We start from the raw sequence: 25,782 nt of genomic DNA, 5'->3' as shown, positions 1-25,782 counted from the left end.
GGTGATAGGCTTCCATATCCTGCCGTGGACAAAGGTACCCCCGCCTGCGCCGTGCAAAATTGAGAGTATTCAGCAAGGTAAAGGCTTTTACCAGCTGGGTGAAGCATGGAACAGCCCCCGTTTTGGCTCTGATGACGCTAAAACGGGGGCTGTTCCATGCTTTTTCGTCTCTGAGGGGCATCCGGAACGGTGGAATTTGCAGAATACTCGCGATTTTGCACGTCGCGAGAGGGGGGACCCTTGCTTTGGCGGTTTACTTCCCCTGCACCATGGTGAGGGAGATCTTCTTGCGGTCGCGGTCGACCTTCTCGACCCACACCTTGACCGTGTCACCGACGCGTACCACGTCGCTCGGGTGCTTGACAAAGCGGTTGGCGAGCTTGGAGATGTGTACGAGGCCGTCCTGGTGCACGCCCACGTCGACGAACGCGCCAAAGTCGACGACGTTGCGCACCGTGCCCTTGAGTTCCATGCCGGGTTCCAAGTCGTCGATGGAAAGCGCCGAGCGGCTAAAGACCACCTCGGGCGCGTCGTCGCGCGGGTCGCGGCCGGGCTTCTTGAGCTCGTTGACAATGTCGATGAGCGTCAGGGTGCCACAGTCCAGGTCGCTTGCCAGCGCCGAGATGCTGCCCAGGCGTCGCTCGATGTCGGGCACGCCGCCGCGGCTGAGCTCGCTTGCCGCAACGCCGGCGCGCTCCAGGACGGCCGTGGCCACCTCGTAGCTCTCGGGATGGACGCTTGTCGCGTCGAGCGGGTTCTTACCGTCGCTGATGCGCAAAAAGCCCGCGGAATTGAGATATGCCTTGGGTCCCAGCTTGGGGACACACTTGAGCTGGCGGCGATCGGTAAAGGCACCGTTTTCCTCGCGGTAGGCCACGATGTTCTTGGCCACGGCGGGCGTGATGCCCGATACGTATCCCAGCAGGCTCGCGCTCGCGGTGTTCACGTCGACGCCCACGCGGTTGACGACGTCCTCCACCACGTGGCCCAGGGTGCGCGAAAGCTCGGCCTGGTCAAGGTCGTGCTGGTACTGGCCCACGCCAATGGACTGGGGCGGAATCTTAACGAGCTCTGCCAGCGGGTCTTGCAGGCGGCGACCCAGGCTCATGGCGCCACGCACGGTGACGTCCAGGTCCGGATATTCCTGGCTGGCGAGCTCGGAAGCGGAGTACACCGATGCGCCGGCCTCGTTGACGATGGTGTAGCGCAGACCGGGCGCCTGCTCGGCAATGAACTCCGAGACGACTTCCTCGGTCTCGCGGCTGGCGGTGCCGTTGCCGATGACGATAGTGTTGACGCCGTCCTTCTTGACGAGGCGGGCGAGCTCGCGCTTGGTGCCAGCGACGTCGTGGCGCGGCTTGGTGGGGTAGACTACGCCGTGGTCGAGCAGCTTGCCGGTCTCGTCCATGACGGCGACCTTGCAGCCGGTGCGGTAGCCCGGGTCGAGCGCGAGCACGCGGGCGCCGCGCACGGGGCGTGCCGAGAGCAGGCCCTCGAGATTCTTGGCAAAGACGTTGATGGCCTCGGTCTGGGCGCGAACGGTGAGCTTGGCGCGGGCCTCGCGCTCCAGCGAGGGGGCCATAAGGCGCTTATAGCCGTCGGCGATGGCGGCATCGAAGATGGGGGCGAAGACGCCCTGGCGTCGGGGCCAACGGCTGCCGAGACGCGCCGTGGCAGCAGCGCCATCGACGTTCACGCGCACGCGGAGCTTGCCCTCGCGCTCGCCGCGGTCGATGGCCAGCACACGGTGGTTGGGAATACGGCGCAGGGGCTCGTCATAGCTGTAGTAGGGCTCGTAGGGGGTCTTCTCGGCGGGGTCGGTTGCCTCGACGACGATGTCGGCGGTGTTTTGCGTAAAGGCGCGCAGGTCGGCGACGTTCTCGGGATCTTCGGCCACCGTCTCGGCCACGATGTCGGCGGCGCCGGCGAGCGCCTTCTCGGGCGTGTCGAAGCCGGCCTCCTCGTTGACGTAGTCCGCGGCGGCGTCGAGCGCGCTGCCCTTGGCCGAAGCCTGCATGATGATCATGTTGGCGAGTGGCTCCAGGCCGGCCTCGCGGGCCTTCTGCGCGCGGGTCATGCGCTTTTTGCGGTAGGGCTTGTAGAGGTCCTCGACACGCTGGAGCTGCGTGGCCTCGCGAATCTGCTGCTCGAGTTCGGGCGTGAGCTTGCCCTGGGCGTCGATGAGCAGAATGACGTCCTCTTTACGCTGCTCAAGATTGCGCAGGTATGACAGGCGCTCGTCGAGGGCGCGCAGGGCGACGTCATCCATGCCGCCCGTGGCCTCCTTGCGGTAGCGCGAGATAAAGGGGATGGTGTTGCCCTCGTCGATGAGCTTGACAGCCGCCTCGACGTTGGCGGCCTTAAGGTTGAGCTCGCGGGCGAGCTGGGCGATAAGATCCATGGGACTCCTTGCGTTTAAGGTGCGTTTGCAGCACAGGGCTACCAAGGATACCACCTGCCACTTCGCCCAAAAAAGACTGTTTTGGCGCGGAACCACGAAAGCGGCCTATCTACTACGTTTGAACCGTGTGGGTCGACCATCCCCCGGTTTTCCGAAAATGCGCAAGCCGTTTACCTGCGGTTTTTATTTCGCGAAATTCTGTATGGATGAGGGTGATTGGTTAAACGTAGTAGATAGGCACATTTCGTGGCGAACGAATCAAGCTAAGGTGCAAAAAGTCCCCCGTCCCAGAAAAATCATTGGCAACGTAGCAAAATGCCCCGCGGGCAGGAAGCTGCTCGCGGGGCAAAGAAGAGGGGCTTATTTGTGGCGGACCGAGGGGCCCGGCATGGGGTTTCTGCCGCGGCCTGTCCTAAGGTGCTACAGCTCGACGAGCTGGCCGGTCTCGGCGGCCTCCTTGATGGCGTTGAGAAGCGTGAGCGTCTTGACGTTGTCGGCGGGGGTTACGACGGGCTCGACCTCGCGGCGGACGACCTTCACAAAGTGCTTGAGCTGCATCTTGTGCGGCAGCGCCGGGTCCACGGCCGGAATCTCCATCTGCAGCGGCTTGTGCCAGTTGGAGGCGCCGTCGTAGGAGAACTGGTGCAGGCGGGGCAGCGAAAGGGCGCCCAAGGTTCCGCCGATAAAGTAGGCGTCGGCGTCGAAGGGACGGTACTGCGGGTCCTCGCGAGCGGTGGCCTCCCAGTTCCAGGGGCTGGCGGTGGCATCGGAGATGGTCATGCTTGCGAGCGCGCCATCGGCAAAACGGACGTTGACCACGGCGGAGTCCTCAGTCTCAAAACCGCGGGCGGCGCTGGACTGCATACCCTGGACGGCAACGGGCTCGCCCAGCAGATAGCGGAGCAGGTCGACGTCGTGAACCAGGTTAACCAGGATCGGGCCGGCACCCTTCTTGCGGCGCCACTCGACATCGAAGTACTCGTCATTCTTATAGATCATGTAGTGGAAGCTCGACACGGTGAGCTTGCCCAGCTCGCCGGACTCGATGATCTCCTTGGCCTTGTTGACGAAGGGGTTGTGGCGACGGTGCTGGCCCACGAGCACGGGCACGCCGGCGGTCTCGGCCTCGGCGGCGAAGGCCTGGGCATCCTCGAGGTCATTGGAGATCGGCTTTTCGACCAGCGGCACGATGTTGCGCTTCACGGCCTCGCGGGCAACGCCCAGATGCAGGTCGTTGGGGGTGGCGATGATGACGGCCTCGGGCTTGACCTCGTCCATCATCTGGGCGGGATCGGTGTAAAACGGCACGCCGGCGGCCTCGGCCGTGGCGCGGGCGCCCTCAAAGGCGTCGGCGATGGCGACGAGCTCGGCTTCGGGCTCCTCGGTGACAAAGCGGATGTGGTTGCGGCCCATGGCACCGGCGCCGATAACGGCAATGCGGACGGGGTTGAGCTCAGACATTTCGACTCCTTAATACTGGTGACCGGTGGAATGCGGCAAGAGAACGGCCCTTGCCGCGTCAAGCAAAACTAAGCGGACTTCTTCTTGCTGTCGGAGACCATCATGTAGACGGTGAGCACGACGGCGATGGCGGCAATCACAATGGCGCCGTAGAAGGACTGCTGGTAGGCGGCGCTGCCGGCCTCGGCGTGATACAGCACGGCGGTGATGGGCTGGCTGATCCAGGTGGAAGCGGCATAGCCCAAAAACATGATGCCGTAGTTGACGCCGATGTTGCTGGTGCCAAAGGCGCCACCGGTGAGCGGCGGGTAGATGACGAGCAGGGCGCCAAAGCTAAAGCCGAGCAGGGCGAGCGCCACAAAGAACATGCTCTGCGTAAAGCTCATCGACATGATGACGAGCGCGACGATGGTGACGACAAGGCTGATGAGCAGCGACTTGTAGGCGCCGAGCTTGTCGATGATCTGGCCAAAGGACAGACGGCCGACCAGGTTGGCGCAGGTGTTGACGGAGACGACCACGCCGCCGAGGGCGACGGCCGCGGCGCTCGTGGGGTCGGCGAAGAGCTGGACAGCGGCGATGGAGGCAACCTTGCCCACGAGCAGGGTGCCCGCGGTGGCGGCGAAGGCGAAGGTGGCGATGAGGACCCAGAAGCGCGGGGTTTTGACCATCTCGCCCGGGGTGAGGTCGCCGAAAGTGCCGGCGTGCGCGCCGCCCTTGGGGGCCTCGAAGCCCTCGGGCAGCCAACCGGCCTCGGGGGCCTTCAGGAACAGGGCGGAGGCGGCGATCGTCACAAAGAAGATGACGCCGAGTGCCTTAAGGGCGCCAAAGATGCCAAGGCTCGGGATGAGCAGCGAGGCGAGCACCGGGGACAGCACGGCGGGGCCGGCGGTCGAAGCGGCCAGGGTGATGCCGGAGGCGAGGCCCTTTTTGTCGATGAACCACTTTTGGCCGGTGGTGAGCGCGGGGTTGTAGCCCAGGCCGTTGCCGATGGCGGCGACGAGCGAGAACCACAGGTAGAACTGCCACGGCTCGGTGACGGTGCCGGACATGAACCAGCCCACGCCGTAGCACACGGCGGCAGCGATCACGACGTTGCGCGGGCCGATCTTATCGGAGATGCGGCCGGCGAAGATGCCCGTCACGGCCATGATGGTCTGGAAGACCGGGAAAGCCCAGGTAAGAGCGCTGGACCACTCGGGATAGACGGCGAGCAGGTTCTTGCTCACAACGGAATACAGCGCGATGGAGCTGATGAAGAACATGGTGACGCACGCGGCGGAAAGCACGACGGCGCGACCCTTGTTGGAGTTGGTGGAAGCCATTGGACTCTTTCTAATCGATACGGGGGAGGGGAGGGGCAAACGCCGCTGAGGTGCTTGCCCCGCGCCCCTTTCTACCGGGCTGGTTTACTGGTCAGTCGGCTTTGCGACGCCGGACTCATCGGACCAGAGCTCGACGCCCTTGTTCTTGAGGTAGTTGTCGGCAAAGGCGCGGCGGCCGCCGGGCTTGGCGGTGAGGTCGCCCATCATGTTGGAGAAGCCGCCGTCGACCTTGATGGCGTCGCCGGTGGTAAAGTCCGAGCGCTTGGACGCCAGGAACATGACGGCGTTGGCGATATCGCTGACCTCGCCGATGCGGCGCGTGGCGATGAGGCGGCTGCGGCTCTTCTCGACCTCGGGATCGGCGTAAAAGCTTGCCGACATGGGTGTCTTGACAAAGCAGGGCTCGACGCAGTTGGAGCGGACGCCGTAGGGGCCCCACTCGGCGGCGAGCATCTTGGACATCATGTTGACGCCCGCCTTGGTGGAGCTGTACACGCCCGAGAACGTCTCGGGGGAGTGGCTGGCAACGGTCGAGATGTGCACCAGGCGGCCCTGGCCGGCCTTGATCATCTCGCGACCAAAGCGCTGCGAGGTGATGAAGTAGCCGGTGAGGTTGACGTTGAGCACCTGCTCCCAGTCGCTTAGCGGCAGGTCCTCCATGGCGGCGAAGCGCAGGATGCCGGCGGTGTTGACGAGAACGTCGACGCGGCCGAAGTTGGCGATGGTGGCGTCGACGGCGGCCTGAACCTCGGCCTCGTCGGTGGCGTTCATCTTGTAGCCCTCGGCGTGGATGCCAAACTCGGCGGCGAGGTCGGCGGCTGCTGCCTTGACCTTCTCCTCGTCTAGGTCGAGCAAGACGACGTTGGCGCCGTTGCGGGCGAACTCGCGGCAAATCTCGACGCCCATACCGCCGAGCGCGCCGGTCACGGCGCAGACATCGCCCTCGAGCTTAAGCCAATTGCTCATAGGAACTTCCCTTCTTGTGCCTCCCGGTGGGTCGCTCCCATTAATCGACCCACGTGGTTTTCGCTGGTTATCGTATGCTTTGCATTTGCGCAGGTGAATTGCATATTTGTTAGAATGGCGTTAACCATAGGTTTACACTGTGCGATGCAGTTTATTCTCAATTGAGCGCATGACCTGCGAAAACAACCTCCTGTGGCACCATGTGGCCACGGGCGCGAAAACGGGAGATTGACGTGTACGATCGACGACTTGAGGCCATATCGGCCGCCGCGGAGCTGGGAAGCTTCTCGCGCGCGGCGGCAAAACTACGTGTGTCGACCCCGGCTCTCGTCAAACAGGTGTCGGGGTTCGAGGCCGAGTTTGGCATCACGTTGTTCGAGCGCTCGCATTCGGGCGTTAAGGTGACGCCGGCGGGTGCGCTGCTGGTAGACGATGCGCGCTCGATCATGCGTCAGTCCGAGGATGCGTTGCGCCGTGCCCGACGCGCAGCGGGCGATGGCGGCGCCGTGCGTCTGGGCGTGTCGATGATGTGCCCGGGGCGCCAAACGCTGTCGATGTGGCCGAGTGTGCACGAGCTGGAGCCGTCGCTGCGCTTTGAGATTGTGCCGGTGAGTGACCTCTACGATGAGCGCGAGACCGTCATGCGCAGTCTTGGTCGCGAAGTGGATGTAGTGCAGTCGAGTTTTTCGACCCCGCGCTGGGGCGACGCCTGCCAAAAGCTCCTTATCGTCAACGTACCGTTTTATATTGATGTGCCGCGCACGAGCCCGCTTGCGCGCAAGACGCGCATCACGGTTGCCGACCTGGAGGGCATGCGCCTGCGCGTGCTCCGTCACGGCAACGACGCTATGGACAGCCTGCGCATCGACCTGTTGGCCGACGGCGGCGTGGACGTGATCGACGTGGATAGCTTCGACTTTGCGCTCTTTAACGAGGCGGAGGAAAAGGGCGATGCGGTGCTCACCTGCGGAGCGTGGTCGGGCGCGCACCCGGCCTTTGTGGGCGTACCGTTTCTATGCGGTCGCGAGGTGCCGGTCTTCTTGCACTACCCGCTCGAGCCCACCCTCCAAGTCCAAAAATTCGTCAACGCCATGGCCCAACTCCTTAACTAGCTAATTTAGGACGGGGCTTTTTAGCTACTTTCGCCGCACTACCAGCACAATGCGAAAAATGATGCGAAAAATGACTGCAAATCGGTCACGCATGATTTTGCTTTTGCCCTGGGCTGGTTGTAGAATCAAAAAGCTTAAACGAACTACTTGTGCAGCTTGCGCGAAAGCTCGGGCTGCGGCTGGGGGGGGATGCGCCCGTGCAGGGTCCTTTCGGTCATATTGCGTCGATGCGCCGCACCTTTATGATGTTGGCAGCGGCCTTATGCGTGTTCGTTATGGCCGGGGGGGGGGGTTGCCCTCGCGCGCGTACGGTGACGATGGCAACCTTATAACAAACCCAAACTTTCTTAACCAAGCTACTGGCTGGTCGACGACCTCTCCGAATGAGAGAATCGGCGAGACGATGAAGCTCGAGCTTTCCACGCAGCTCCTTAAGCCCCAAACGAACACCAAACAAGCTAACGGCAATCACTTTGCGCTTGCGTGGAATTTTAGGCCACAGGGCACCAATCTTTATTTTGAACCTGGATCAACCTACACCACCTTTTCCACCCAGAGCGGCGCCACGTACGAGTGGGGCCTAAACCATCGCGCCGCAACCGACCACGACGTGCTGATGCTCACGATGGGTCCTCAACAGGAGAATCTGTCGATTAACAGCGCAGGCCAAGACCAGCTTATGCAGCTGCGGGCTTGGCTTAAGGCGCAGGTCAAGATGCCCCAGGGAAATACCGTTGAGCAGTACACCGTTTACAGCGATCCCTTTGCTGCAAACGGCGGATTTGCTGGTAACAGTGCTGATGGATCCCACTTTTCGTTTGAACAGAGCGACGGTCGCATCGCGCTTTCTGTGTGGCTCGTAAGCTCTAACGGACAGGGTTGGTTCTCCTTTGGCACCAACAGCACGCATTATTATCGAGATCTTCCCGAGGAAGACGATGAGTTTGCCTATCAGGCTGACTATACCGCAGCGTCCGACAAAACGATGCTTGCGCTGACTTGCTACGATTCAAATCTTACGGGGGAGAACGAACAATACCGGGAGTGGTTTGGTAATCTGGTCAACGACGTTCACGTGGAAAAGCAGGGCACACGCGACATCTATAGCGACTTTGCCAAGGTGTATTGGGAAAATTCGTCCGAGACCATGACAACGCTCACAAACTATGCGTTCTCGACCTCGAATCTTAAGAACGAGAATACGAACATTGCTAACGGCAGCTTTGAAGAGGATATACATCTAGGGAACCAGAGGCCCAGCAAGTTTACGTTGTGCTCGCCCCATTGGCGTACGACCGAGACGGACCATCGTATCGAGATCGTTGCCAAGAACGACTACTATATCGACCCAGTTGGGCATTCTGTTACGTTTACGCCCTCCGATGGTGACTATGCAGCCGAGCTCAACGCACACGAGGCGAGTTCGCTCTACCAATATGTGACGACCGAGCCGGAAAAACAGTACGAGTGGGGGCTCGACCACCGCGGCCGCTCGGGTCGAGACGCCATGGCCCTTATCATCGGTCCGCGACAAGAAAACGAGCCGTACAAGGACAATCAAAAGGCACTCGATCAGTACCAGCAAATTGTTCAATGGATTCAAATGAGCGTCGACAACTATGTCGGCTTGGATGTGGTCAATTTTTCCCAATCGGGCTGCAGCAAAAAGATCATCCTGTATTCAACCAAGTTTGACAAAGTGGGCGGATTTGCCAATGCGTCCAGCGGAAGCGCGTTCTCATGGACGGCCGATGCGGAGCATACCGAAAAATGGTGCGTATGGATCATGGCGTCCGAAAACGACGCGTGGGCTTCCTACGGTTCCAACGCGCTCGAGCAGAGCAAAAAGGTTGACTACGACTATACCTACACCATTCCGGATGGCCAAAACCAGAGCGTCTTTGCTTTTGTGGCCTACAACACGGCCAACGGGAGCAATTCGACCGGCAACTTCCTCGACAATATCTCGTTTAGGGAGTTCTATCGCATCGAGACATACACGACGCCCAACGGAAGCGGAACGTATTTTTATAACGCCAATACCAAGACGGCGGACTTTACCTATGCCAAAAACTACGTAGGTAAACAGGAGAAGAACTCCTACTTTATGGTCGATGCCAAACGCGATGACGGGGCAGTCTTTATCGGTGCTTTTGTCAACGGCGAGTTCTATTCCGCAGACGACGACGCACATTGGACCAGATTGGAAGATGGTACCTATCGCTTTGAGGTCGACAAGGTCACAAAGCACTACAAAGTGCACCTCGTGTTTTCCAAGGCAGGCGTTCAATACGATGTGAACGGCGGCAAAGCGTATCACTACGATCCGTACAATGAGTCCACGGGCGATTTCGTACAGCTTTCTGGCGCTGGAGCGAGCTATACCTCCCATGCTGCCGTTGGACAAAACGACGACTGGAAGTTTATGGGCTGGGAGTACGCGGGCTCGGGAAAAGCCGTTCGCTTCGATGCCAAACACACGGTGACCCATACAGCTCCCGAGGGCACCACGGATTCCGGCACTCTTACCATTAAGGGCAAGAAGGTCAATCCGGATACCGGTGCTGTGGGCGATGCGGTAACCGTCGAAAACATTCCCGAGAGCCAGGGCGCGACGTTCGTGGCGCAATGGAAGTATCGTCAGGCCTTTGTTGCCCAGCTTAAAAATGCCGATGGCACGTGGAGCAACGTAACGACGGGCGGCACGGTCAGCTCCAAGCTTAAGGGGGCAAAGGGCTCCATCGATGCCGGGGATGGCTCGGGCAAGGACGAGGACGCGTACAAAAAATCGGGCGTTGCCTACTTTGTGGATGACGGCACGTTTGTGGAGGCGGTGGCCGCTCCCAAGGAGGGCTATCACTTTGAGGGTTGGTACGACCTATCGAATCCGGACGCCCCGGAGCTGCTGTCGTCTTCACCCACCTATACGTACAACGTAAAAGATCGCCATACGGGATGCGTATACGCACGATTCACCCCGCGCACCTACACACTCAAGGTTTCCAAGAGCGTTACGGGCAATATGGGCGACAAGCGTGCCTACTTTAAGATGACGGCGACCTTTACGGGCCTCAAGGCTGGTCAGACCTACGCCATCGAGTATTCGGATGCGTCTGCCCAAGGCAGCCATGCGCTCGTGGCGCGACCGAATGATCGGGCCGAGACCGTGGAAAACAAGACGGCCTTTACGGCCGATGGCCAGGGCAAGGCGACCGTGCCGTTTGCCGTTAAGGACGGCCTGACCGTTTCGATTAAGGCGCTGGATTACAACGCGGTCTATACCGTGAGCGAAGACGATTATTCGTCGTTGGGGTACCACGCCGAGCTTACGGGTGCGAGCGGCACGCTCAACGGTCCGCGTGTGACCGTTGCCGTTGAAGCTAAGGCCACCAATTCCCGACAGGTCGCGGTGCCTACGGGTATTACGCGCAACCCCATCTATGCCCTGGCGATTTTGGCCGCCGGCGTGCTGTTGGCTACGGGCATGGTTGCGCTGCGTTTACGCCGCGGCTCCAAGAGGGGCGGGCGCCTATGAGAAGACATGGCGCCAGCAATGCTGGTGATGGGCCAGCCGCACGAGCGGCCCCGCAGGGAAGACCCCGGGGCTCGCGGTATTCGGCCGCGTCGAACGTGAGGTTGGGCGCCCATGCGGCGCCAGATCTGGGAGAAGCGGACGACCGGCGCGATATCGTGGGTTTTCTGGCGCGCTTGGCATTTTTTGTCGTGACGCTCTGGCTGCTCTTTGGCGTGGTCTTGGGCGTGGGTGCAGTCACGACTGGCGAGATGGCCCCGCGTATCTGTTCGGGTGACGTCATGCTCTACTGGAGGTTCAGCCAGAGCTTCAACGAGGGTGACGTGGTGGTATACACCGCGGATGGCGCAGAGCGCCTAGGCCGCGTGGTTGCCCGTCCCGGTGATGAGGTCACGATTACCGAGGAAGGCGAGCTCATGGTTAACGGGGCTGTTGTTGTGGAAAGCGACATCACCACGCCGACGCCGCGCTATGAGTCTGCTGTGGACTATCCCGTGCGCCTGGGAACGGATGAGTTCTTTGTACTGGCAGATTTGCGTGAGGGCGGCCACGACAGCCGCCTGTACGGGCCGATTGCCCGCTCGCAGATCAAGGGCAACGTGATCAGCGTGCTGCGCAGGTCGAACCTGTAGGCACGGAGATTGGTTTTATTAAGGGCATATGCCCGAGAGGAGGGATACAACATGAAAACTGGAAAGAGACGACTGACAGCATTTGCAGTTGTGGCTGCCACGATGCTGCTGGCTTTGGTGGGAGTTGTCGCGCCCGCGTGGGCGGAGGACAGTGCCGCTCAACCGCATCTGCCGGTAAAAGACAACAAGGTTACGATCACCTCGACGCTTACCATGAATGAGAATGCCGTGGTGCCTAATGCGACGTTTAACTATTCGATTGCGCCGGCGGATGAGGAGAGTGAGCTTACGAGCACGAGCGGTATGCCCGTTTATGCTGGAGTGACAGACGCCGTCACGCTTTCGCCGACTTCCGTTAATTTTTCCAACAAAGGCCTTACAAGCACAGAGAATACCGGTGAGAAAACTAAGACAATAACCGCCAAACTGAGTGCCGAAATTAAAACCTCTCTGTTCAAGGCTCCGGGTATCTATCGATATAAAATTACGCAGACGCCGTCAGGGCTGGACGGTCTCAACGTTACATACAAGGAGCTCTTCCTGGATGTTTACGTAGAAAACGAAGAGAATGGCGGTTCGGGCTATGTTGTTAAGGGCTGTATTCTTAGAACAGAAGCAGGCTCGGGCGAGAAGACCGCAGGTTTTTTGAACAAATATGTCACCCATAAGCTGACCATCACAAAGGTCGTCAAGGGCAACCAAGGTGACAAGAATAAGGACTTTAATTTTACCTTCACGATTAAAGGCGCTGACGGGGAGAGCTATGAGTACGCCACTGTGAAAAACGGTGCCACCACCATGAGCCAAACTCCAGCTACGTCGGGAACTGCGGTTACCGTAAGCCTTAAGCATGGGGAATCCGTCATCGTTTACGGTCTCTCATCGGAGGATAAATTCGCCGTAACTGAGGCGGATTATCATGGCGACGGTTATAAGACGTCGTACAAGATTGGTGATGGCACCAATTCGACAGAAGGTAGCTCTATTGTCGAGGAAGCTATCGGTGCTTACGACACCACGGTGATCTTTACCAACACCAAGGATGTTACCGTTCCGACCGATGTTATTCGGACGGTCGTTCCCTATGCGGCAATCGTCGCGTTTGCTGCCGTGATGGGCGTGGTCTTCTTCCGTCCTCGTCGTAATCGTCGTTAAAACAGCGAGGATTACAGCCGATGGAGCTTAAACGCATAGCTCGGCTGGCGAGAGCCGGCGACCGCGTGCTTACGTGGTTTGCCGGCTTTCTCGTGCTGCTCATGCTGCTGTACGGGGGCTATTCGCTGTGGGATACAAACAACGTTATGAACGGCGGGTTCATCAGCGATGAGCTGCTGCACTACAAACCCACCGGGACCAACGATTGCGCACGCCTGCAGGATCTGATGGCCAAAAATCCCGACGTTGTCGGATGGGTCACCATCGATGGCACCAACATCGATTATCCCTTCGTTCAGGGAAAAGATAACCAGGAATACCTCAACAAAAACGTGTTGGGGGAGTCCGCGGTTTCGGGAGCGGTGTTTTTGGATACGCGCAACAGCCGCGCGATGACCGATCCCTACAATCTGCTCTATGCGCACCACATGGATAACGGTGCGATGTTTGGCGATGTCGATCGGTTTCTAGACAGGGGCTTCTTTGACCTGCACCGCACGGGCACGCTCTACACAAAGGATGGGGCGTTCCGGCTGCGCATCGTTGCCGTGTGTTCGTTTGCTGCGAGTGATGACATTATCTTTGGGCCGGGAAACCTGGACCAGGCCTCGATGCAGACGCTGCTCACGCATATCTCGCAGACGGCGGTGCATGCGGACATGGATGACGTTGGCCCTGATTCGCGCATCATCGCGCTTTCTACCTGCAGCGATAAAACAAATGGGCGCCGAGCGCTCCTAGCCGAAATCTTGTAGCTCATTTAGGATGGGCTTTTCTAGCTACCTTTGCCGTCCTACCTGCGCAATGATTTTTCTGGGACGGGGATTTTTAGCTACGGCGTTCCGTTAGCTTGACCAGTCCCCCCACCACCTCCCAAATCATCCTTACAAAACGAGGCCCTGGCCAACCGGCCAGGGCCTCACTAACTTTTATTCCGTTCTAAACGACGGGCTGATTGCGCGCAGGAGGACCCCCAGGCGGGCCGGGGTGTAACCTCCGCGCGCAGTTTCGCAGCGAAGCGAGAATGTTTGAGCACGGAGGTTACACCCCGGCCCGCCTGGGGGTCCTCCGTGAAACAAACCTACCTACTCGAGCTCAAACGCACCGGTGTACAGCTGGTAGTAGTACCCATGCTTAGCGATCAGCTCGTCGTGGTTGCCGCGCTCGATGATGCGGCCGTGGTCCAGGCAGATGATCGCGTCGGAGTTGCGCACGGTGGACAGGCGGTGTGCGATGACAAACGTCGTGCGGCCCTCCATGAGCTTATCCATGCCAGCCTGCACGATGGCCTCGGTGCGGGTGTCGATGGAGCTCGTGGCCTCGTCCAGAATCATTGCCGGCGGATCGGCGACGGCGGCGCGTGCGATCGAAATCAGCTGGCGCTGGCCCTGCGACAGCTGCGCGCCGTTGCCGGTGAGCATCGTGTCGTAGCCGTCGGGCAGGCGGGTGATAAAGTCGTCGGCGCCCGCGAGCTTGGCTGCCGCGATGCACTCCTCGTCGGTGGCGTCCAGGTTGCCGTAGCGGATGTTATCCATCACGGTGCCGGTGAACAGGTTCACGTCCTGCAGTACCACGCCCAGCGAGCGGCGCAGATCGGCCTTGCGGATCTTGTTGACGTTGATGCCGTCGTAGCGAATCTTGCCGTCGGCGATGTCATAGAAGCGGTTGATGAGGTTGGTGATGGTCGTCTTGCCGGCACCGGTGGCGCCGACAAACGCGACCTTCTGGCCCGGCTTGGCAAACACGGACACGCCGTGCAACACCTCGTGGTCGGGCGTGTAGCCAAAGTCGACGTTGTCCATGACCAGGTCGCCGCGCAGCGGTACGTACTCGATCTCGCCGGTTGCACGGTGCGGGTGTTTCCACGCCCACATGCCGGTGTGGTGGTCGGCCTCCTCGAGCTGCCAGGTATCGGGGTTCACCTGCGCGTTGACGAGCGTCACGTAGCCTTCGTCGGTCTCGGGCTTCTCGTCGATGAGCTCAAAGATGCGGTCGGCGCCGGCGAGGCCCATGACCACGGCGTTGATCTGCTGCGAGATCTGGCCGATCTGTCCACAGAACTGCTTGGTCATGTTGAGGAACGGCACCACGACGGCGATGGACAGCGCCATACCCGAGATGCTCAGGTTGGGCACGCCCAGCGCCAGGAAAATGCCGCCGGCAAGGGCCACCAGCACGTAGAGCAGATTGCCCAGGTTCATAAGGATGGGCATGAGGATGTTGGCGTACATGTTGGCCTTCTGCGAGACCTCTAAGAGCTTTTCGTTGCGCTCGTCAAAATCGGCCTCGGCGGCAGACTCGTGGCAGAATGCCTTGACGACCTTCTGGCCGTTCATGACTTCCTCGATATGACCCTCGACCACGCCGAGCTCGGTCTGCTGCGCAATGAAGAAGCGCGCGGAGTTGGAGCCGAGCAGCTTGGTCATAAAGGTCATAAAGGCGACGCCTGCCACAATGACCAGGCACATCCAAACGCTGTAGTACAGCATGATAAAGAACACCGTGACGATGACGATGGTCGTCATGAGCAGGTTGGGCAGCGACTGGCTGATCATCTGGCGCAGCGTGTCGATGTCGTTGGTGTAGTGGCTCATGATGTCGCCGCGCTGGTGCGTGTCGAAGTAGCGAATCGGCAGGTCCTGCATGCGGTTGAACATCTTCTCGCGCAGCTTCTCGAGCGAGCCCTGCGTGACGATGGCCATGGCGCGGTTCCAGAAGAGCGAAGACAGGATGCCGACGCCGTAGATGCAGGCGAGGGTGGTCACGAGCTGTGCGATCTTGGGCTGTGCGGCTTCCCAATCGCCCGACTGCCACGATTCGCTAATAATCTGCAGAGCGCTCTGAAGGAAGGTCGCGCCGATGGAGTTGATGATGGCGCAGAGCACCACGCCGACGACGACGAGGGGCAAAAGCACGGGGTAGAAGCCAAAGAGCGTCTTGATGAGGCGCGACATGGTGCCACCCTTGCGGTTGAGCGCGCGCTCGGCGGTCGTTGCCTTACTCATGTGCCTCGCCTCCTTCCTGGGTCTGAGCTTGTGTTGCGGATGCCTCGGTGTCGGCCTCGACGGCCCCTTCGCCCTCGGCAGACATCTTGTTTTGCGAGGTAAAGGTCTCGCGGTAGATCTCGCTCGTCTTGAGCAGCTCGTCATGGTTGCCGATCTGCGCGATACGGCCACCCTCCATGACGATGATGCGGTCTGCGTCCTGCACGGAGCTGATGCGCTGGGCGATGATGAGCTTGGTCGTGTTGGGCAGATAGCTTGCCAACCCTGCGCGAATCTTGGCGTCGGTCTTGGTGTCGACAGCGCTGGTGGAGTCGTCCAGGATTAAGATCTTGGGGCGACGCAGCAGGGCACGCGCAATGCACAGGCGCTGCTTCTGACCGCCGGAAACATTGGAGCCGCCCTGTTCGATCCAGGTGTCATAGCCCTTGGGGAAGCCATCGACAAACTCGTCGGCGCAGGCCAGATGTGCCGCCTCGCGGACTTCCTCGTCGGTGGCGTTCGGGTCGCCCCAGCGCAGGTTCTCGGCAATGGTGCCGCTAAACAGCACGTTTTTCTGCAGCACCATGGCCACTTGGTGGCGCAGCGCGTCCAGGTCGTAGTCGCGTACGTCCATGCCGCCCACGCGCACGGTGCCTTCGGTGGCGTCGTACAGACGGGCGATGAGGTTTACAAGCGTGGACTTGGCCGAGCCGGTACCGCCGATGATACCGATGGTCTCGCCGCTCTTAATGTGCAGGTCGATATCGTCGAGCGCCTGGCGCTTCGCATGCGCGGAATACTTAAAGCTCACGTGGTCAAAGTCGATGGAACCGTCGGCAACCTCGAGCACGGGCTCGGCGGGATCGGCGATCGTGGGCTCGGCGGCCAGCACCTCGGTAATGCGGTGCGCCGATTCGTCGGCCATGGTCACCATGACAAAGATCATCGACAGCTGCATCAGGCTCATGAGGATCGCGAAGCCATAGGTAAAGATCGAGGAGAGCTGGCCCACGTCGAACAGCGTGCCCTGGCTCGTGATGATGAGCTTGGATCCCAGGTAGATGATGATGACAAATGCGCCGTTGACGCAGATGTTCATCATGGGGTTGTTAAAGGCGAGCAGCTTCTCGGCGCGGGTGAAGTCCATCTGGACGTCGCGTGCGGCGGTCGCGAACTTCTCCTTCTCAAAGTCTTCGCGCACGTAGCTCTTGACCACGCGCATGCCGGTGACGTTTTCCTCGACGGACTCGTTAAGGGCGTCGTACTTGTGGAACACGCGCGAGAAGATGGGGCGCACCTTAAAGATGATAAAGAACAGTCCAAAGCCCAGCAGCGGAATGATGATCAGGTAGACCATGGCGACGCTGCCGCCCATGATAAATGCCATGGTAAAGGCGAAGATCAATACCAACGGCGCGCGCACGGCGATACGGATGATCATCATAAAGGCCTGCTGCACGTTGTTGATGTCGGTGGTCAGGCGCGTGACGAGCGAGGAGCTCGAGAACTCATCGATGTTGGCAAAGCTGAACGTCTGGATCTTGTAGAACAGGTCGTGACGCAGGTTCTTGGCGAAGCCGCAGCTCGCATGGCTGCAGGTGACGCCGGCAGCGGCGCCAAAAGCAAGCGATGTCAGCGCGATGAGCACCAAAAGGCCTGCGGTGGGAAGCATCTCGGCTACGGTGGCGCCGTCTTTGATGGCGTCGATCAGGTTGGCGGTGATAAATGGAATCAGCATCTCGCAGAGCACCTCGCCAAGCACGAGCAACGGCGTGGCAACGGTGACTTTCATATAGTCGCGGATGCTGCCCATGAGGGTTTTAATCATCCAGTTCCTCCCAGGTTACACGGATTTTCTCGAGCATTTCGGCGAGTTGCTCGCGCTCGTCGTGGGTGAGGGCGCTAAAGGCCTGCTCTCTAAAGCGAATGCGGGCGGCCTGCTCAACGCGGGCCTTTTCCCACCCCGCTTCGGTTAGGCGTATGGTGAGCTGCCGGCGGTCTTTGGGATTGCGACTGCGTTCGATGATGCCGCCCATTTCGAGCTTGGACAGGATCTCGGAAAGGGATCCCGGCTTGAGGTCGAAGTGCATGCCGAGTTCTTGCTGGGAAAGCTCGCCGGTGGGCTGCTTGGCGAGCAGGCAGACGATGGGCGCCTTGCCGGACACGCCCCCGCCATGAAAGTGCATGTAATGGCCGCAAAAGCCCAGGCCGCTCAGGATGCGCTTGGCGAGTTTGTCTTCGGCGCTGACCGCTTCGGGTATGTCTACCGGTTGCGACGGGTCACCGCCGGGCTCATGTGGAAGGACGAGTGGTTCAACACACATATCTAAGCTTCGCTCCTTTCTTTAGTTAGGTAGTGGAATTGTTTTGTGCCTAACTAATCTAGGAGCATGGTAAATAAATGTCAAGGTACCAAACTTATTAAGTTACGGCGTTTTGCCAAACGCCGTAACCGCTCGACGCTGCAAGCGTTCCTAAGCGGCAATCTGGCGTTCAATCGTCGGGCATGGCCACAAGGCCTATGCCCTCCTCTTTCACGCCACCTTGCTCGCTTAGGAACGCTTTCGCTGTCCGTCCTCAACCTGTGATTCCGCCACGGTCCGCTTCGGTGCATGTTGATCCCTTGGGGACGGAGGAAAAGGGATCATTTTGGGCTGCGGTGACACCCTTCCGAAGTTGCTTTGCCCAAAACTATGCCGGATTACTACGATGAATTCGAAATCTCAGACCTCGGCATTGTTTTTCGGAAAATCACAAGCTGTCTACCTGCGGTTTTTGCTGGAGTGCAATTCGTTGTGGTTGGAGACTGGCGGTTTATCGTAGTAATCCGGCATAGTTTTGGAATGGTAGTAAATAGATGGCAGCTACTGTGCCGCTACCGCCGCGATTTGCCTCCCATTTCCGAAACCTTTCCGCAACAATTTGCACTTCGCACCGCTCGCCTCCGCTCGCAACGTCCCCTGCGCTACACTTAGTCGCACTGTGGCGCTGCCGCGCCGCGCCCGAAACAAGGGAGACCCTCATGAAGAATACCCAGCTGCTGCTGATCAACGATATGTGCGGTTACGGCAAGGTCGCGCTTTCTGCAATGCTGCCGGTGCTGTCGCACATGGGCTATCGCATTCACAACCTGCCGACGGCCCTCGTTTCCGATACGCTCAACTACCCCAAGTTCTACATCCACGACACCACGGAGTATGTCCGCCGGAGCCTCGCTATCTGGGAGGAGCTCGGCTTTGAGTTCGACGCCATCTCGACTGGCTTTATCGTGACCGAGGAAGAGACGCGCATTATTTCGGACTTCTGCCACCGTCGCGCGCAAAAGGGCACCAAGGTGTTCGTCGACCCCATCATGGGCGACAACGGCAAGCTCTACGCCGGCGTGCCCGAGTCCACGATCGGTCTCATGAGGCACCTGCTCGAGTGCGCCGACTACGCGGTGCCTAACTACACCGAGGCCTGTCTGCTCACCGATACGCCTATTGCCGAGCAAATCACGCCCGATGAGGGCCGCGTTCTTGTGGACGCCGTGCGTGCCCTGGGTGCCAAGTCGGTGGTCATTACGAGCGCCGTGGTCAATGGCACGAACGCGGTTATCGGTTACGACCATGTAGCGGGGGAGTACTTCACGATTCCCTTTGAGCTCATTCCGGTGTATTTCCCGGGCACGGGCGACACGTTCTCGGCGGTGCTCGTCGGCCGCGTTATGGCAGGTTGGAGTCTGCAGCGCGCGACGTCCGATGCCATGCGTGTGGTGGCTGAGCTTATCGAGCGCAATGCCGACCAAGAGGACAAGTCGGCCGGCCTTCCCATCGAGGCCTGCTTGGACGTGATCGACCATGAGTAACGCTGGCGAGGGCGGCATCAAGCCTGCAGGCGAGAGCAAGCCGCTCGGCGCGCCGCGTGGCAAGCGTCCGCGTATCCGCGTGAGCTGCGTGGACCAGCTGGGAACGTGCCGTTGCCACCATGGTCACAAGCCGGGCGACGTTTTTGACTTCGACCGCGATCGCGGCAAGATGTGCGCCATGGCTTGCCATGTGGGCTTTCTCTATATCGATATCCTGCGCTATGGCGGAACCGTGCCTGGCAACGAGCCTGGTACGGCAAAGTTCTGCTGCCCCGAGGTCGATACGCTGAACGTCTGGCTTGCCGAGATCGTTGACGAGTAGTCGAGCGCAATGTGACAAAGGGGCAGCCCCTTTGACACATTCGCCGGTGATGCCCCTCCTTTTGCTTATAATTTCAAATCTCTGCATTTCATCCGATTTTAGGTTCTAAAAATTCTGCGTTTCATTGATAATCAAGCGTATAAAACTTTGCATTTCATTCGATGACACCGAGGGGAGAGCCTATGCTGCGCAGGAAAATAGCGGCAGAGCTGGAGCGTTGGCTGAAGTCTTCCGAGCAAAAGGCCTTGTTCATTACGGGTTCTCGCCAGATTGGCAAAAGCTATTCGATTCGCGCATTTGGCAAAGCCAACCATGCAACCTACATCGAGCTTAACCTCATGGAAAACCGCCAGGCAAAAGATGCTCTTCTCGAGGCGCGGAATGCCGATGATTTCATCAGCAGGGTGACGCTTCTTTCGGGAAAGTCGATTGCGCCAGGCAAAACGCTCGTGTTTATCGATGAGGTCCAAGAGGCCCCCGACATCATGACGATGGCAAAGTTCCTTGTTGAGGACGGGAGGTGCCGCTGGGCGTTTTCGGGGTCAATGCTCGGGACTCAGTTCAAGGGCGTCAGGTCCTATCCCGTGGGGTATGTCCACGAGCTTAGGATGTTCCCGCTCGATTTTGAGGAGTTTTGCTGGGCAACCGGGGTGAGCGAGGGGGCTCGCCAAACGATACGTGACGCGTGTATCAGCGAGAGGCCCGTTCCTGATTACATTCATGACGCGATGATGGCAAACTTCAGGACCTATACCGTTGTCGGCGGAATGCCGGAGGTCGTGCAGCGTTTCCTTGACACGCAGGGCGACCTTGCCTCTGTTCGTCAGCTACAGTCAGAGCTCAACGAACAGTACCGGCGGGATATCTCCAAGTATGCAAGCGGGCGATCCCTTCAGGTGCAGAGCATTTACGATCAGCTCCCTATTATGCTCGAGGGCGAAAACAAGCGCTTCGTGCTCAATTCCATTGACCCCAAGGCTCACTACGAGAAGTATCAGCGAGATTTTGTATGGCTTGTCGATGCCGGCGTTGCTCTCAAAGCCGATATCGTAACCGAGCCAAAATCGCCCTTGCTCAAGACGGCACGGCCATCGCAGTTCAAGCTATATCAATCGGATACGGGCATGTTGATGGCGCGCTACCCCGTCGGAGTCGCCCAAGCGGCGTATCTTGATAGCAAGGAGCCCAATCTGGGCGGCATTTACGAAAACGTGGTGGCCCAGCAGCTGGCTGCCCAAAATCGCCAGCTTTACTACTATCAGACAAAAAAGCGCGGTGAAGTGGACTTTGTGGTCGATGGACCGGATGGGACGGCTGTTCCGATCGAGGTTAAATCGGGCTCCTATTACCACGCGCACGCTGCGCTCGGTCATGTGCTTGATACGGCTGAATATGGCGTAAGGCTCGGGATTGTTTTCTCGAGAGGCAACGTTGAGCGCAACGGAGCGGTTCTCTATTTGCCGCTATATGCGACCTGGGCCCTTTCGGATGTTTTGGGCGACTCCTGCGCCGAGGGGATAAAGCTGGAGGTCAAGCCGGTCTAGGGCTAGTCCCGGATGTGACAAAGGCGTGGCCCGCGACCTCGATTGCCTACAGCTGCTCGAGCATAGCGGTGCAGCCGTCGAGTACGTCGCGGTAGGTGGCATCGAAATTGCCGGTGTACCAGGGGTCGGCCACGTCGCCGGGGCGCTCGGTCCAATCGAGCATGCGCGTAATCTTGCCGTCGGGGTCGTCGCCAAAGATGCGACGCAGGCCACGCGCGTTCTCGTCGTCCATATAGACAATGTGGTCCCAGTCGCCATACTCCGCGCGACGCACCTGACGTGCACGATGTGCGACGACGGGAATCCCGACCTCGCGCAGCTTGGCAACGGTACCGTGGTGTGGCGGGTTGCCGATCTCCTCGGTCGAGGTCGCAGCGGAGTCAATGACAAACTCGCCCGCGCGCCCGGCGCGCCGCACCAGCTCGGTAAACACCGACTCAGCCATCGTCGAGCGACAGATGTTCCCATGACAGATAAACAGTACGCGGTGCATATGCGGTTTCCTTTCTAGGCGGTCGCGCAGGGCTTACAGACTGCTCTTGAGGCAGTCTGCTCCAATAAAGCCCGCTGCGTACAAGGGGAGGTGGCGTAGCTCGCGCCCGTCATCGGTTTCGCTGCGGAAAAAATTGTTCTCGGACAAAATGTAGGCATATGGCGATCGGGCTTTGTCCATGAACGACCCGAGGGTTCTCGCGCGCACGTTGCGTGCGGACTTTACCTCGACGGGCACGATTTCCATACGGTCGGTCTGAAGTAGAAAATCGAGCTCGCCGGTCGTCTTCCAAGACGACGGCGGCACCCAGTAATACGTCTGCAAGCTGTTACCCGAAAATGCTTGCATGACCGAGTTTTCCGCCAGGGCGCCTCGGAAGTCGGAAGATAGCGCTATGGCGGAATCTTCTTTGAGGTCGAGCCAGAGCCTCGGGTTGATGCCGAGTTTGTAGAACATGAGGCCGGTATCGAGAAGATAGACCTTAAAGAAACTTCCATCTTCGTCGTCGAAGGGGACGAGGGGAGGCTCGATGCCTTCGGTCAGGTTGTTGACCGATATGATACCGGCGCCTTCGAGCCAGTCGAGCGGCTCGATAAGCTTGGCGCGACGGCCTCCGCGTTCGACCTCGGAGTACTTGAATTTTTTTGTGGACGATCTCAGCAGCTGGGACGGAATGGAGCGCCAGACCTTGCGTGCCGCCACGCCGCTGATCCCGTTTTCGGGGTCGGTCATATCGGCGGTATAGGTCTCGTTGATTTCGCGCTGCTCGACGCGCGCATCCTCGATGGATAACGTCTTGCGATATGCGTTGACGGCGGCGGGCATGCCGCCCACGATCTGGTATCGATGAAACAGGCTGAGCGCGGCTTGGTGCGCGGCGTAGGTCTCGAGCGTGCCGGCGTGGGTACGAATGGCATCGGCCATCTGCTCCTCATCGAGCGCCCAGAGAAACTCCTCGAACGACATAGGATGCATGGTCTCTTGACGAACGCCGCTGGGAAAAGGCAGCTTACGTTTGCGCGTGGCGACGCCGAGCTGACTGCCGGTCGCGCATATGCGCCAGCCCGAACCCGAAAAAAAGCGAAGCGAGTTGAGCGCCCGTTCGCAGAGCTGCACCTCGTCAAACAGGATGAAGGTGGTTTCTTTGCGAATGGGGGCGCGTTTATAGTCTGAAATCCGCGCCACGATGGTGTCAACGTCGTCGGTGGGACAATCGAACAGCGGAGCGATCAGCTCAAGATCGGTCTGAAAGTCGAGTTTGACAAACGCATCGCCGGCGATTCGCCTGCCGATTTCCTCGGCAGCGTACGTTTTGCCTACGCGTCGCGCACCACGGATGAGGAGGGGGCGTGAGGCGTCCTTTGTCGCCCATGATTCGATAACGGACTCGATTGATCTGCGCATGGGGCCGCCTTTCCAATTTCGTGTACTTCAGATACATAGTTTAGTACGATTTCATGTACTTGAAATACACGAAATAATAGAAAAGCGTGTATCTCAAATACACGAAATTGCACTGCTGAAGCTTCCAGGCGGATAAACATACTCATATTGGGCGGTTTTCACCGGTTACTCGCCACCTTGGGCTATGTTTGCCCCTATGCCCGTATTGAGGGCCGTGCTGATTGACGACGGCGCTCCCAGCGAGCCAGCTTAATCGTCACCAGCGTGAGGGCCCAGGCCACAAGCGAGAACGCGGCGCCCACTGCGCCCACGTACGCAATGCCAACGCTGCTTACCACGGCGCCGCCCACTGCGGTGCCAAACGAGATGCCGACGTTAAACGCCATGGGCTCAACCGAACTTGCGAGTACCATCGACTTGGGATGGCGGCTGCGTGCCACGTCCATAAAGTGCGTGATGCATGAGACCGAGAACAGGTACATGAGCATCGCCAGGCTAAAGACAAAGACCAGCGCGAGCGGCATGGCGGCGCCCACGGCAAACAGCCCGAGCAGTGCCGCCGCCTGCAGCACAAACGTAACCAGCAGCGCCTTCATGCCAAAACGCGCATCGATCCATCCGCCCAGGATGTTCGAGATCAGGCAGAACACGCCATAGGCCATAAGTGTGGTGCTCGCCTGAACGGTATCCATGCCCAGCACCTGCTCCAGATAAGGCGTCACGTAGCCGTAGAATACGTAGACCGAGCCCACGCCAAACAAGAAGATGAGCATGCCGGTGATGATGCTCGGCTCGCGTAGCAGCCCCGCCTGCTCGCGGAAGGTGGCAGGCTCGTCGGTTTGCCCAGCGCGCGGCATAAACGCCACGAGCGCTCCGCAGATCAGAACGGCAAAGGTCAGCGTGCCGTACATGGCCACGTGCCAATCGAGCGTGTCGGCCACAAACTTGCCAATCGAGGTCACAAAGACCATCGCCACGGAAAACGCGCCGTACACGACCGAGATGGCAAGTGAGGTTTGCTGCGGGGATAGCAGCTCAGGGATGTACGTCACGCCCACGGCGAGCAGCGCACCCGAGACAGAGCCCAGGACAATGCGTGAGATAAACAGCACCTGGAAGTTGGGAGCCAACGCCATGACCAGGTTGCCGAGCACAAAGACGACGCTATAGCACACGAGCAGCTGGTAGCGGCGGAACCGCCCCGTGCCAAGCGCAAGCACCGGCGTAGCGATAGCGTAGACGAGCGCGAACACGCTGATGAGCTGGCCCGCAGTGGCAAGTGATACGCCGAGTTCCGTTGCCAAGTCGCTCTCGATACCGATGACCACGAACTCGGAGCAGCCGAGCGAGAATCCCAACAGCACGAGCAGCGCCAGGCAGAGCTTGGTGCGCGCGGGGGAGAGCGCGGCGGCGGTTGGCTTACTTTTAGGCGTGGTTGCGGCGGTCAAGGTTGTCACTCCAATGTCGCATGAATAGGCGGGATTCAATCCCTGCAACTCTAGCAGAATGTGACAAAGGGGCAGCTCCTTTGTCACATGGAGGGCTTGCCTGTATAGTCGCAATACAGGCGAAGATGGTCTCAGGTACATCGCGGGCGGCAGGAGATCCCATGGGTATGCACACGACAAAGGTTGCAGTGGGCGAGGGCAAGTTTGCGCTCGAGGCCCAGCTGACGGTGACGCCGCGAGGCATGGCGGTGTACGCCTGCTCGCCGGAGTTTGCGCACCTGGGCGCCACGGCGCAGGCCATTCCGCGCCCCGAGCCCGGCCGTACGGCAACGGTGAGCATCCTGGCCGTTCCGTGCCATCGAGACGAGATCCCGGCGCACGATATCGCGGCGGCGCTGGCCACGCGCTTTGGCGTGCCGGTAGTTGCAAGCACGGGTTTTCATGTTGAACAAGCGAGCGGTGACGACCTGCAGCGCGTGCTCGACACCACCAAGGAGCTCATCGCCGCGCTCGAGGAAGCCGCAGCCCGCATTCTGCGCGCCGGCTGGGATGAGGGCGGTGCGGGCGCCGAGGTCGTGGCGGTCGATGCTGCGACCGGCGAGGCGCTTGGCTCCGTCGACCGCATCGAGGCCCATGCTGGTGAGGGCATCCTGCATCAGGCATTTCTGACGCTTTTGGTCGAGGGCCGGGGCGAAGACGCGCGCCTGCTGCTCTGTCGCCGCAGTCCGCTCAAGCGCCTGTGGGGCGGGGTGCTGGCCGATAGCTGCGCCGGCCATCCGCTCCCCGGGGAAGACGTCGCGGCCGCCACGGCGCGCCGCATCAACGAAGAGCTCGGCATTACGCGCGAGCCCGATCAGCTCAAGCACCTCGGACACGTGGTGTACCGCGAGGACCACGGCGACGGTCGCTGCGAGTGCGAATGGTGCGAGGTCTACCTTGCCCATGTTGAGCCGGGCGAGCTGCATATCAACCAAGAGGAGATCTCGGAAGTGCGTCGCGTGGCTCCGTCCGAGCTCAAAGGCTACCTGCAGGGTCACCCCGAGCAGCTGGCCCCCTGGCTCCGCGAGGCCCTCGGCGACCCATTCATCCGCACGGCCCTCGCTATGTAAAAAAGACAGTCCCTTTGCCACATCCAAACCGTCACAACATTCGGCGA

Annotated in this window: 19 protein-coding genes; 9 read left to right on the top strand and 10 right to left on the bottom strand. The window is 59.7% G+C overall.

Annotation, left to right across the window (positions count from 1 at the left end):
- Positions 1-253 precede the first annotated feature (253 nt).
- From ACGHEN_RS10320 to ACGHEN_RS10305, 4 genes are all read right to left on the bottom strand, one after another.
- Positions 254-2,401, bottom strand: a complete 2,148-nt coding sequence (locus tag ACGHEN_RS10320; protein WP_390399243.1) for a Tex family protein — start codon at positions 2,399-2,401, stop codon at positions 254-256.
- A 420-nt stretch (positions 2,402-2,821) separates the two neighbouring features.
- Positions 2,822-3,862, bottom strand: coding sequence for a Gfo/Idh/MocA family protein (locus tag ACGHEN_RS10315; RefSeq protein ID WP_117655361.1), 1,041 nt, complete (start codon positions 3,860-3,862; stop codon positions 2,822-2,824).
- A 68-nt stretch (positions 3,863-3,930) separates the two neighbouring features.
- Entirely contained in the window at positions 3,931-5,187 is a 1,257-nt protein-coding gene (locus tag ACGHEN_RS10310; protein ID WP_117564355.1) for an MFS transporter, read from the bottom strand.
- An 84-nt stretch (positions 5,188-5,271) separates the two neighbouring features.
- Positions 5,272-6,153 (bottom strand): SDR family NAD(P)-dependent oxidoreductase, encoded by an 882-nt coding sequence (locus ACGHEN_RS10305; protein ID WP_117734887.1) that lies wholly within the window; start codon positions 6,151-6,153, stop codon positions 5,272-5,274.
- Between the two features lie 233 nt (positions 6,154-6,386).
- Between ACGHEN_RS10305 and ACGHEN_RS10300 the strand changes: the two genes are divergently transcribed.
- The 5 genes from ACGHEN_RS10300 to srtB all read left to right on the top strand — a co-directional run bounded on the left by ACGHEN_RS10300 (position 6,387) and on the right by srtB (position 13,339).
- Positions 6,387-7,265 (top strand): LysR family transcriptional regulator, encoded by an 879-nt coding sequence (locus tag ACGHEN_RS10300; protein WP_390399238.1) that lies wholly within the window; start codon positions 6,387-6,389, stop codon positions 7,263-7,265.
- 403 nt (positions 7,266-7,668) lie between these two features.
- Complete coding sequence (locus tag ACGHEN_RS10295) at positions 7,669-10,800, top strand: hypothetical protein (RefSeq protein WP_390399236.1); 3,132 nt, start codon at positions 7,669-7,671, stop codon at positions 10,798-10,800.
- Between the two features lie 95 nt (positions 10,801-10,895).
- Complete coding sequence (gene lepB, locus ACGHEN_RS10290) at positions 10,896-11,429, top strand: signal peptidase I (protein WP_162010724.1); 534 nt, start codon at positions 10,896-10,898, stop codon at positions 11,427-11,429.
- 51 nt (positions 11,430-11,480) lie between these two features.
- Positions 11,481-12,584, top strand: a complete 1,104-nt coding sequence (locus ACGHEN_RS10285) for a hypothetical protein (protein WP_271740533.1) — start codon at positions 11,481-11,483, stop codon at positions 12,582-12,584.
- A 20-nt stretch (positions 12,585-12,604) separates the two neighbouring features.
- A complete protein-coding gene (gene srtB / locus ACGHEN_RS10280; protein WP_390399232.1) occupies positions 12,605-13,339 on the top strand; it encodes a class B sortase in 735 nt (244 codons plus the stop codon).
- 330 nt (positions 13,340-13,669) lie between these two features.
- On the opposite strand, the gene ACGHEN_RS10275 is transcribed toward srtB, so the two are convergent.
- From ACGHEN_RS10275 to ACGHEN_RS10265, 3 genes are read right to left on the bottom strand one after another with little or no spacing between them, the layout of a single operon-like run.
- Entirely contained in the window at positions 13,670-15,589 is a 1,920-nt protein-coding gene (locus ACGHEN_RS10275; protein ID WP_390399229.1) for an ABC transporter ATP-binding protein, read from the bottom strand.
- Positions 15,582-17,396: an ABC transporter ATP-binding protein gene (locus ACGHEN_RS10270; RefSeq protein WP_390399227.1), complete on the bottom strand. Its 1,815-nt coding sequence runs from the start codon at positions 17,394-17,396 to the stop codon at positions 15,582-15,584. Before ACGHEN_RS10270 ends, ACGHEN_RS10275 begins: the two co-directional genes overlap by 8 nt.
- Positions 17,389-17,892: a MarR family winged helix-turn-helix transcriptional regulator gene (locus ACGHEN_RS10265; protein ID WP_390399225.1), complete on the bottom strand. Its 504-nt coding sequence runs from the start codon at positions 17,890-17,892 to the stop codon at positions 17,389-17,391. The genes ACGHEN_RS10270 and ACGHEN_RS10265 overlap by 8 nt, the downstream gene beginning before the upstream one ends.
- Before the next feature lie 698 nt (positions 17,893-18,590).
- On the opposite strand from ACGHEN_RS10265, the gene ACGHEN_RS10260 reads away from it, so the two are divergent.
- The 3 genes from ACGHEN_RS10260 to ACGHEN_RS10250 all read left to right on the top strand — a co-directional run bounded on the left by ACGHEN_RS10260 (position 18,591) and on the right by ACGHEN_RS10250 (position 21,281).
- On the top strand, positions 18,591-19,415 hold the full coding sequence (locus ACGHEN_RS10260; RefSeq protein WP_390399224.1) for a PfkB family carbohydrate kinase: 825 nt from the start codon (positions 18,591-18,593) through the stop codon (positions 19,413-19,415).
- A complete protein-coding gene (locus ACGHEN_RS10255; protein WP_390399221.1) occupies positions 19,408-19,737 on the top strand; it encodes a TIGR04076 family protein in 330 nt (109 codons plus the stop codon). The genes ACGHEN_RS10260 and ACGHEN_RS10255 overlap by 8 nt, the downstream gene beginning before the upstream one ends.
- Before the next feature lie 182 nt (positions 19,738-19,919).
- Entirely contained in the window at positions 19,920-21,281 is a 1,362-nt protein-coding gene (locus ACGHEN_RS10250; RefSeq protein WP_390399219.1) for an ATP-binding protein, read from the top strand.
- A 46-nt stretch (positions 21,282-21,327) separates the two neighbouring features.
- Here ACGHEN_RS10250 and ACGHEN_RS10245 read toward each other — a convergent pair whose 3' ends face one another.
- The 3 genes from ACGHEN_RS10245 to ACGHEN_RS10235 all read right to left on the bottom strand — a co-directional run bounded on the left by ACGHEN_RS10245 (position 21,328) and on the right by ACGHEN_RS10235 (position 24,635).
- Positions 21,328-21,774 carry a low molecular weight protein-tyrosine-phosphatase gene (locus ACGHEN_RS10245; RefSeq protein WP_390399218.1) on the bottom strand — a complete coding sequence of 149 codons (447 nt, stop codon included), beginning with the start codon at positions 21,772-21,774 and terminating at the stop codon, positions 21,328-21,330.
- Between the two features lie 33 nt (positions 21,775-21,807).
- Positions 21,808-23,178: an ATP-binding protein gene (locus tag ACGHEN_RS10240; RefSeq protein WP_390399216.1), complete on the bottom strand. Its 1,371-nt coding sequence runs from the start codon at positions 23,176-23,178 to the stop codon at positions 21,808-21,810.
- A gap of 194 nt (positions 23,179-23,372) precedes the next feature.
- Entirely contained in the window at positions 23,373-24,635 is a 1,263-nt protein-coding gene (locus ACGHEN_RS10235; protein ID WP_390399214.1) for an MFS transporter, read from the bottom strand.
- 152 nt (positions 24,636-24,787) lie between these two features.
- Here ACGHEN_RS10235 and idi point away from each other — a divergent pair, with 152 nt between their 5' ends.
- Positions 24,788-25,735 carry an isopentenyl-diphosphate Delta-isomerase gene (gene idi, locus ACGHEN_RS10230; protein WP_329739059.1) on the top strand — a complete coding sequence of 316 codons (948 nt, stop codon included), beginning with the start codon at positions 24,788-24,790 and terminating at the stop codon, positions 25,733-25,735.
- Positions 25,736-25,782 lie beyond the last annotated feature (47 nt).

It is taken from the genome of Collinsella sp. i06-0019-1H4 (assembly GCF_042849575.1).
Classification (GTDB): Bacteria; Actinomycetota; Coriobacteriia; order Coriobacteriales; family Coriobacteriaceae; genus Collinsella.
Note: the sequence above shows the minus strand (reverse complement) of the source record. Positions and strands in the feature narration are given on the sequence as shown.

Excerpts from the sequence above, each read along its gene's own strand:
- ACGHEN_RS10305 (WP_117734887.1), bottom strand. The coding sequence starts at position 6,153 with ATGAGCAATTGGCTTAAGCTCGAGGGCGATGTCTGCGCCGTGACCGGC.
- ACGHEN_RS10265 (WP_390399225.1), bottom strand. The coding sequence starts at position 17,892 with ATGTGTGTTGAACCACTCGTCCTTCCACATGAGCCCGGCGGTGACCCG.
- ACGHEN_RS10260 (WP_390399224.1), top strand. The coding sequence starts at position 18,591 with ATGAAGAATACCCAGCTGCTGCTGATCAACGATATGTGCGGTTACGGC.
- ACGHEN_RS10275 (WP_390399229.1), bottom strand. The coding sequence starts at position 15,589 with ATGAGTAAGGCAACGACCGCCGAGCGCGCGCTCAACCGCAAGGGTGGC.
- ACGHEN_RS10270 (WP_390399227.1), bottom strand. The coding sequence starts at position 17,396 with ATGATTAAAACCCTCATGGGCAGCATCCGCGACTATATGAAAGTCACC.
- ACGHEN_RS10250 (WP_390399219.1), top strand. The coding sequence starts at position 19,920 with ATGCTGCGCAGGAAAATAGCGGCAGAGCTGGAGCGTTGGCTGAAGTCT.
- ACGHEN_RS10255 (WP_390399221.1), top strand. The coding sequence starts at position 19,408 with ATGAGTAACGCTGGCGAGGGCGGCATCAAGCCTGCAGGCGAGAGCAAG.
- ACGHEN_RS10285 (WP_271740533.1), top strand. The coding sequence starts at position 11,481 with ATGAAAACTGGAAAGAGACGACTGACAGCATTTGCAGTTGTGGCTGCC.
- ACGHEN_RS10245 (WP_390399218.1), bottom strand. The coding sequence starts at position 21,774 with ATGCACCGCGTACTGTTTATCTGTCATGGGAACATCTGTCGCTCGACG.
- ACGHEN_RS10310 (WP_117564355.1), bottom strand. The coding sequence starts at position 5,187 with ATGGCTTCCACCAACTCCAACAAGGGTCGCGCCGTCGTGCTTTCCGCC.
- ACGHEN_RS10315 (WP_117655361.1), bottom strand. The coding sequence starts at position 3,862 with ATGTCTGAGCTCAACCCCGTCCGCATTGCCGTTATCGGCGCCGGTGCC.
- srtB (WP_390399232.1), top strand. The coding sequence starts at position 12,605 with ATGGAGCTTAAACGCATAGCTCGGCTGGCGAGAGCCGGCGACCGCGTG.
- ACGHEN_RS10295 (WP_390399236.1), top strand. The coding sequence starts at position 7,669 with ATGAAGCTCGAGCTTTCCACGCAGCTCCTTAAGCCCCAAACGAACACC.
- ACGHEN_RS10320 (WP_390399243.1), bottom strand. The coding sequence starts at position 2,401 with ATGGATCTTATCGCCCAGCTCGCCCGCGAGCTCAACCTTAAGGCCGCC.
- idi (WP_329739059.1), top strand. The coding sequence starts at position 24,788 with ATGGGTATGCACACGACAAAGGTTGCAGTGGGCGAGGGCAAGTTTGCG.
- ACGHEN_RS10240 (WP_390399216.1), bottom strand. The coding sequence starts at position 23,178 with ATGCGCAGATCAATCGAGTCCGTTATCGAATCATGGGCGACAAAGGAC.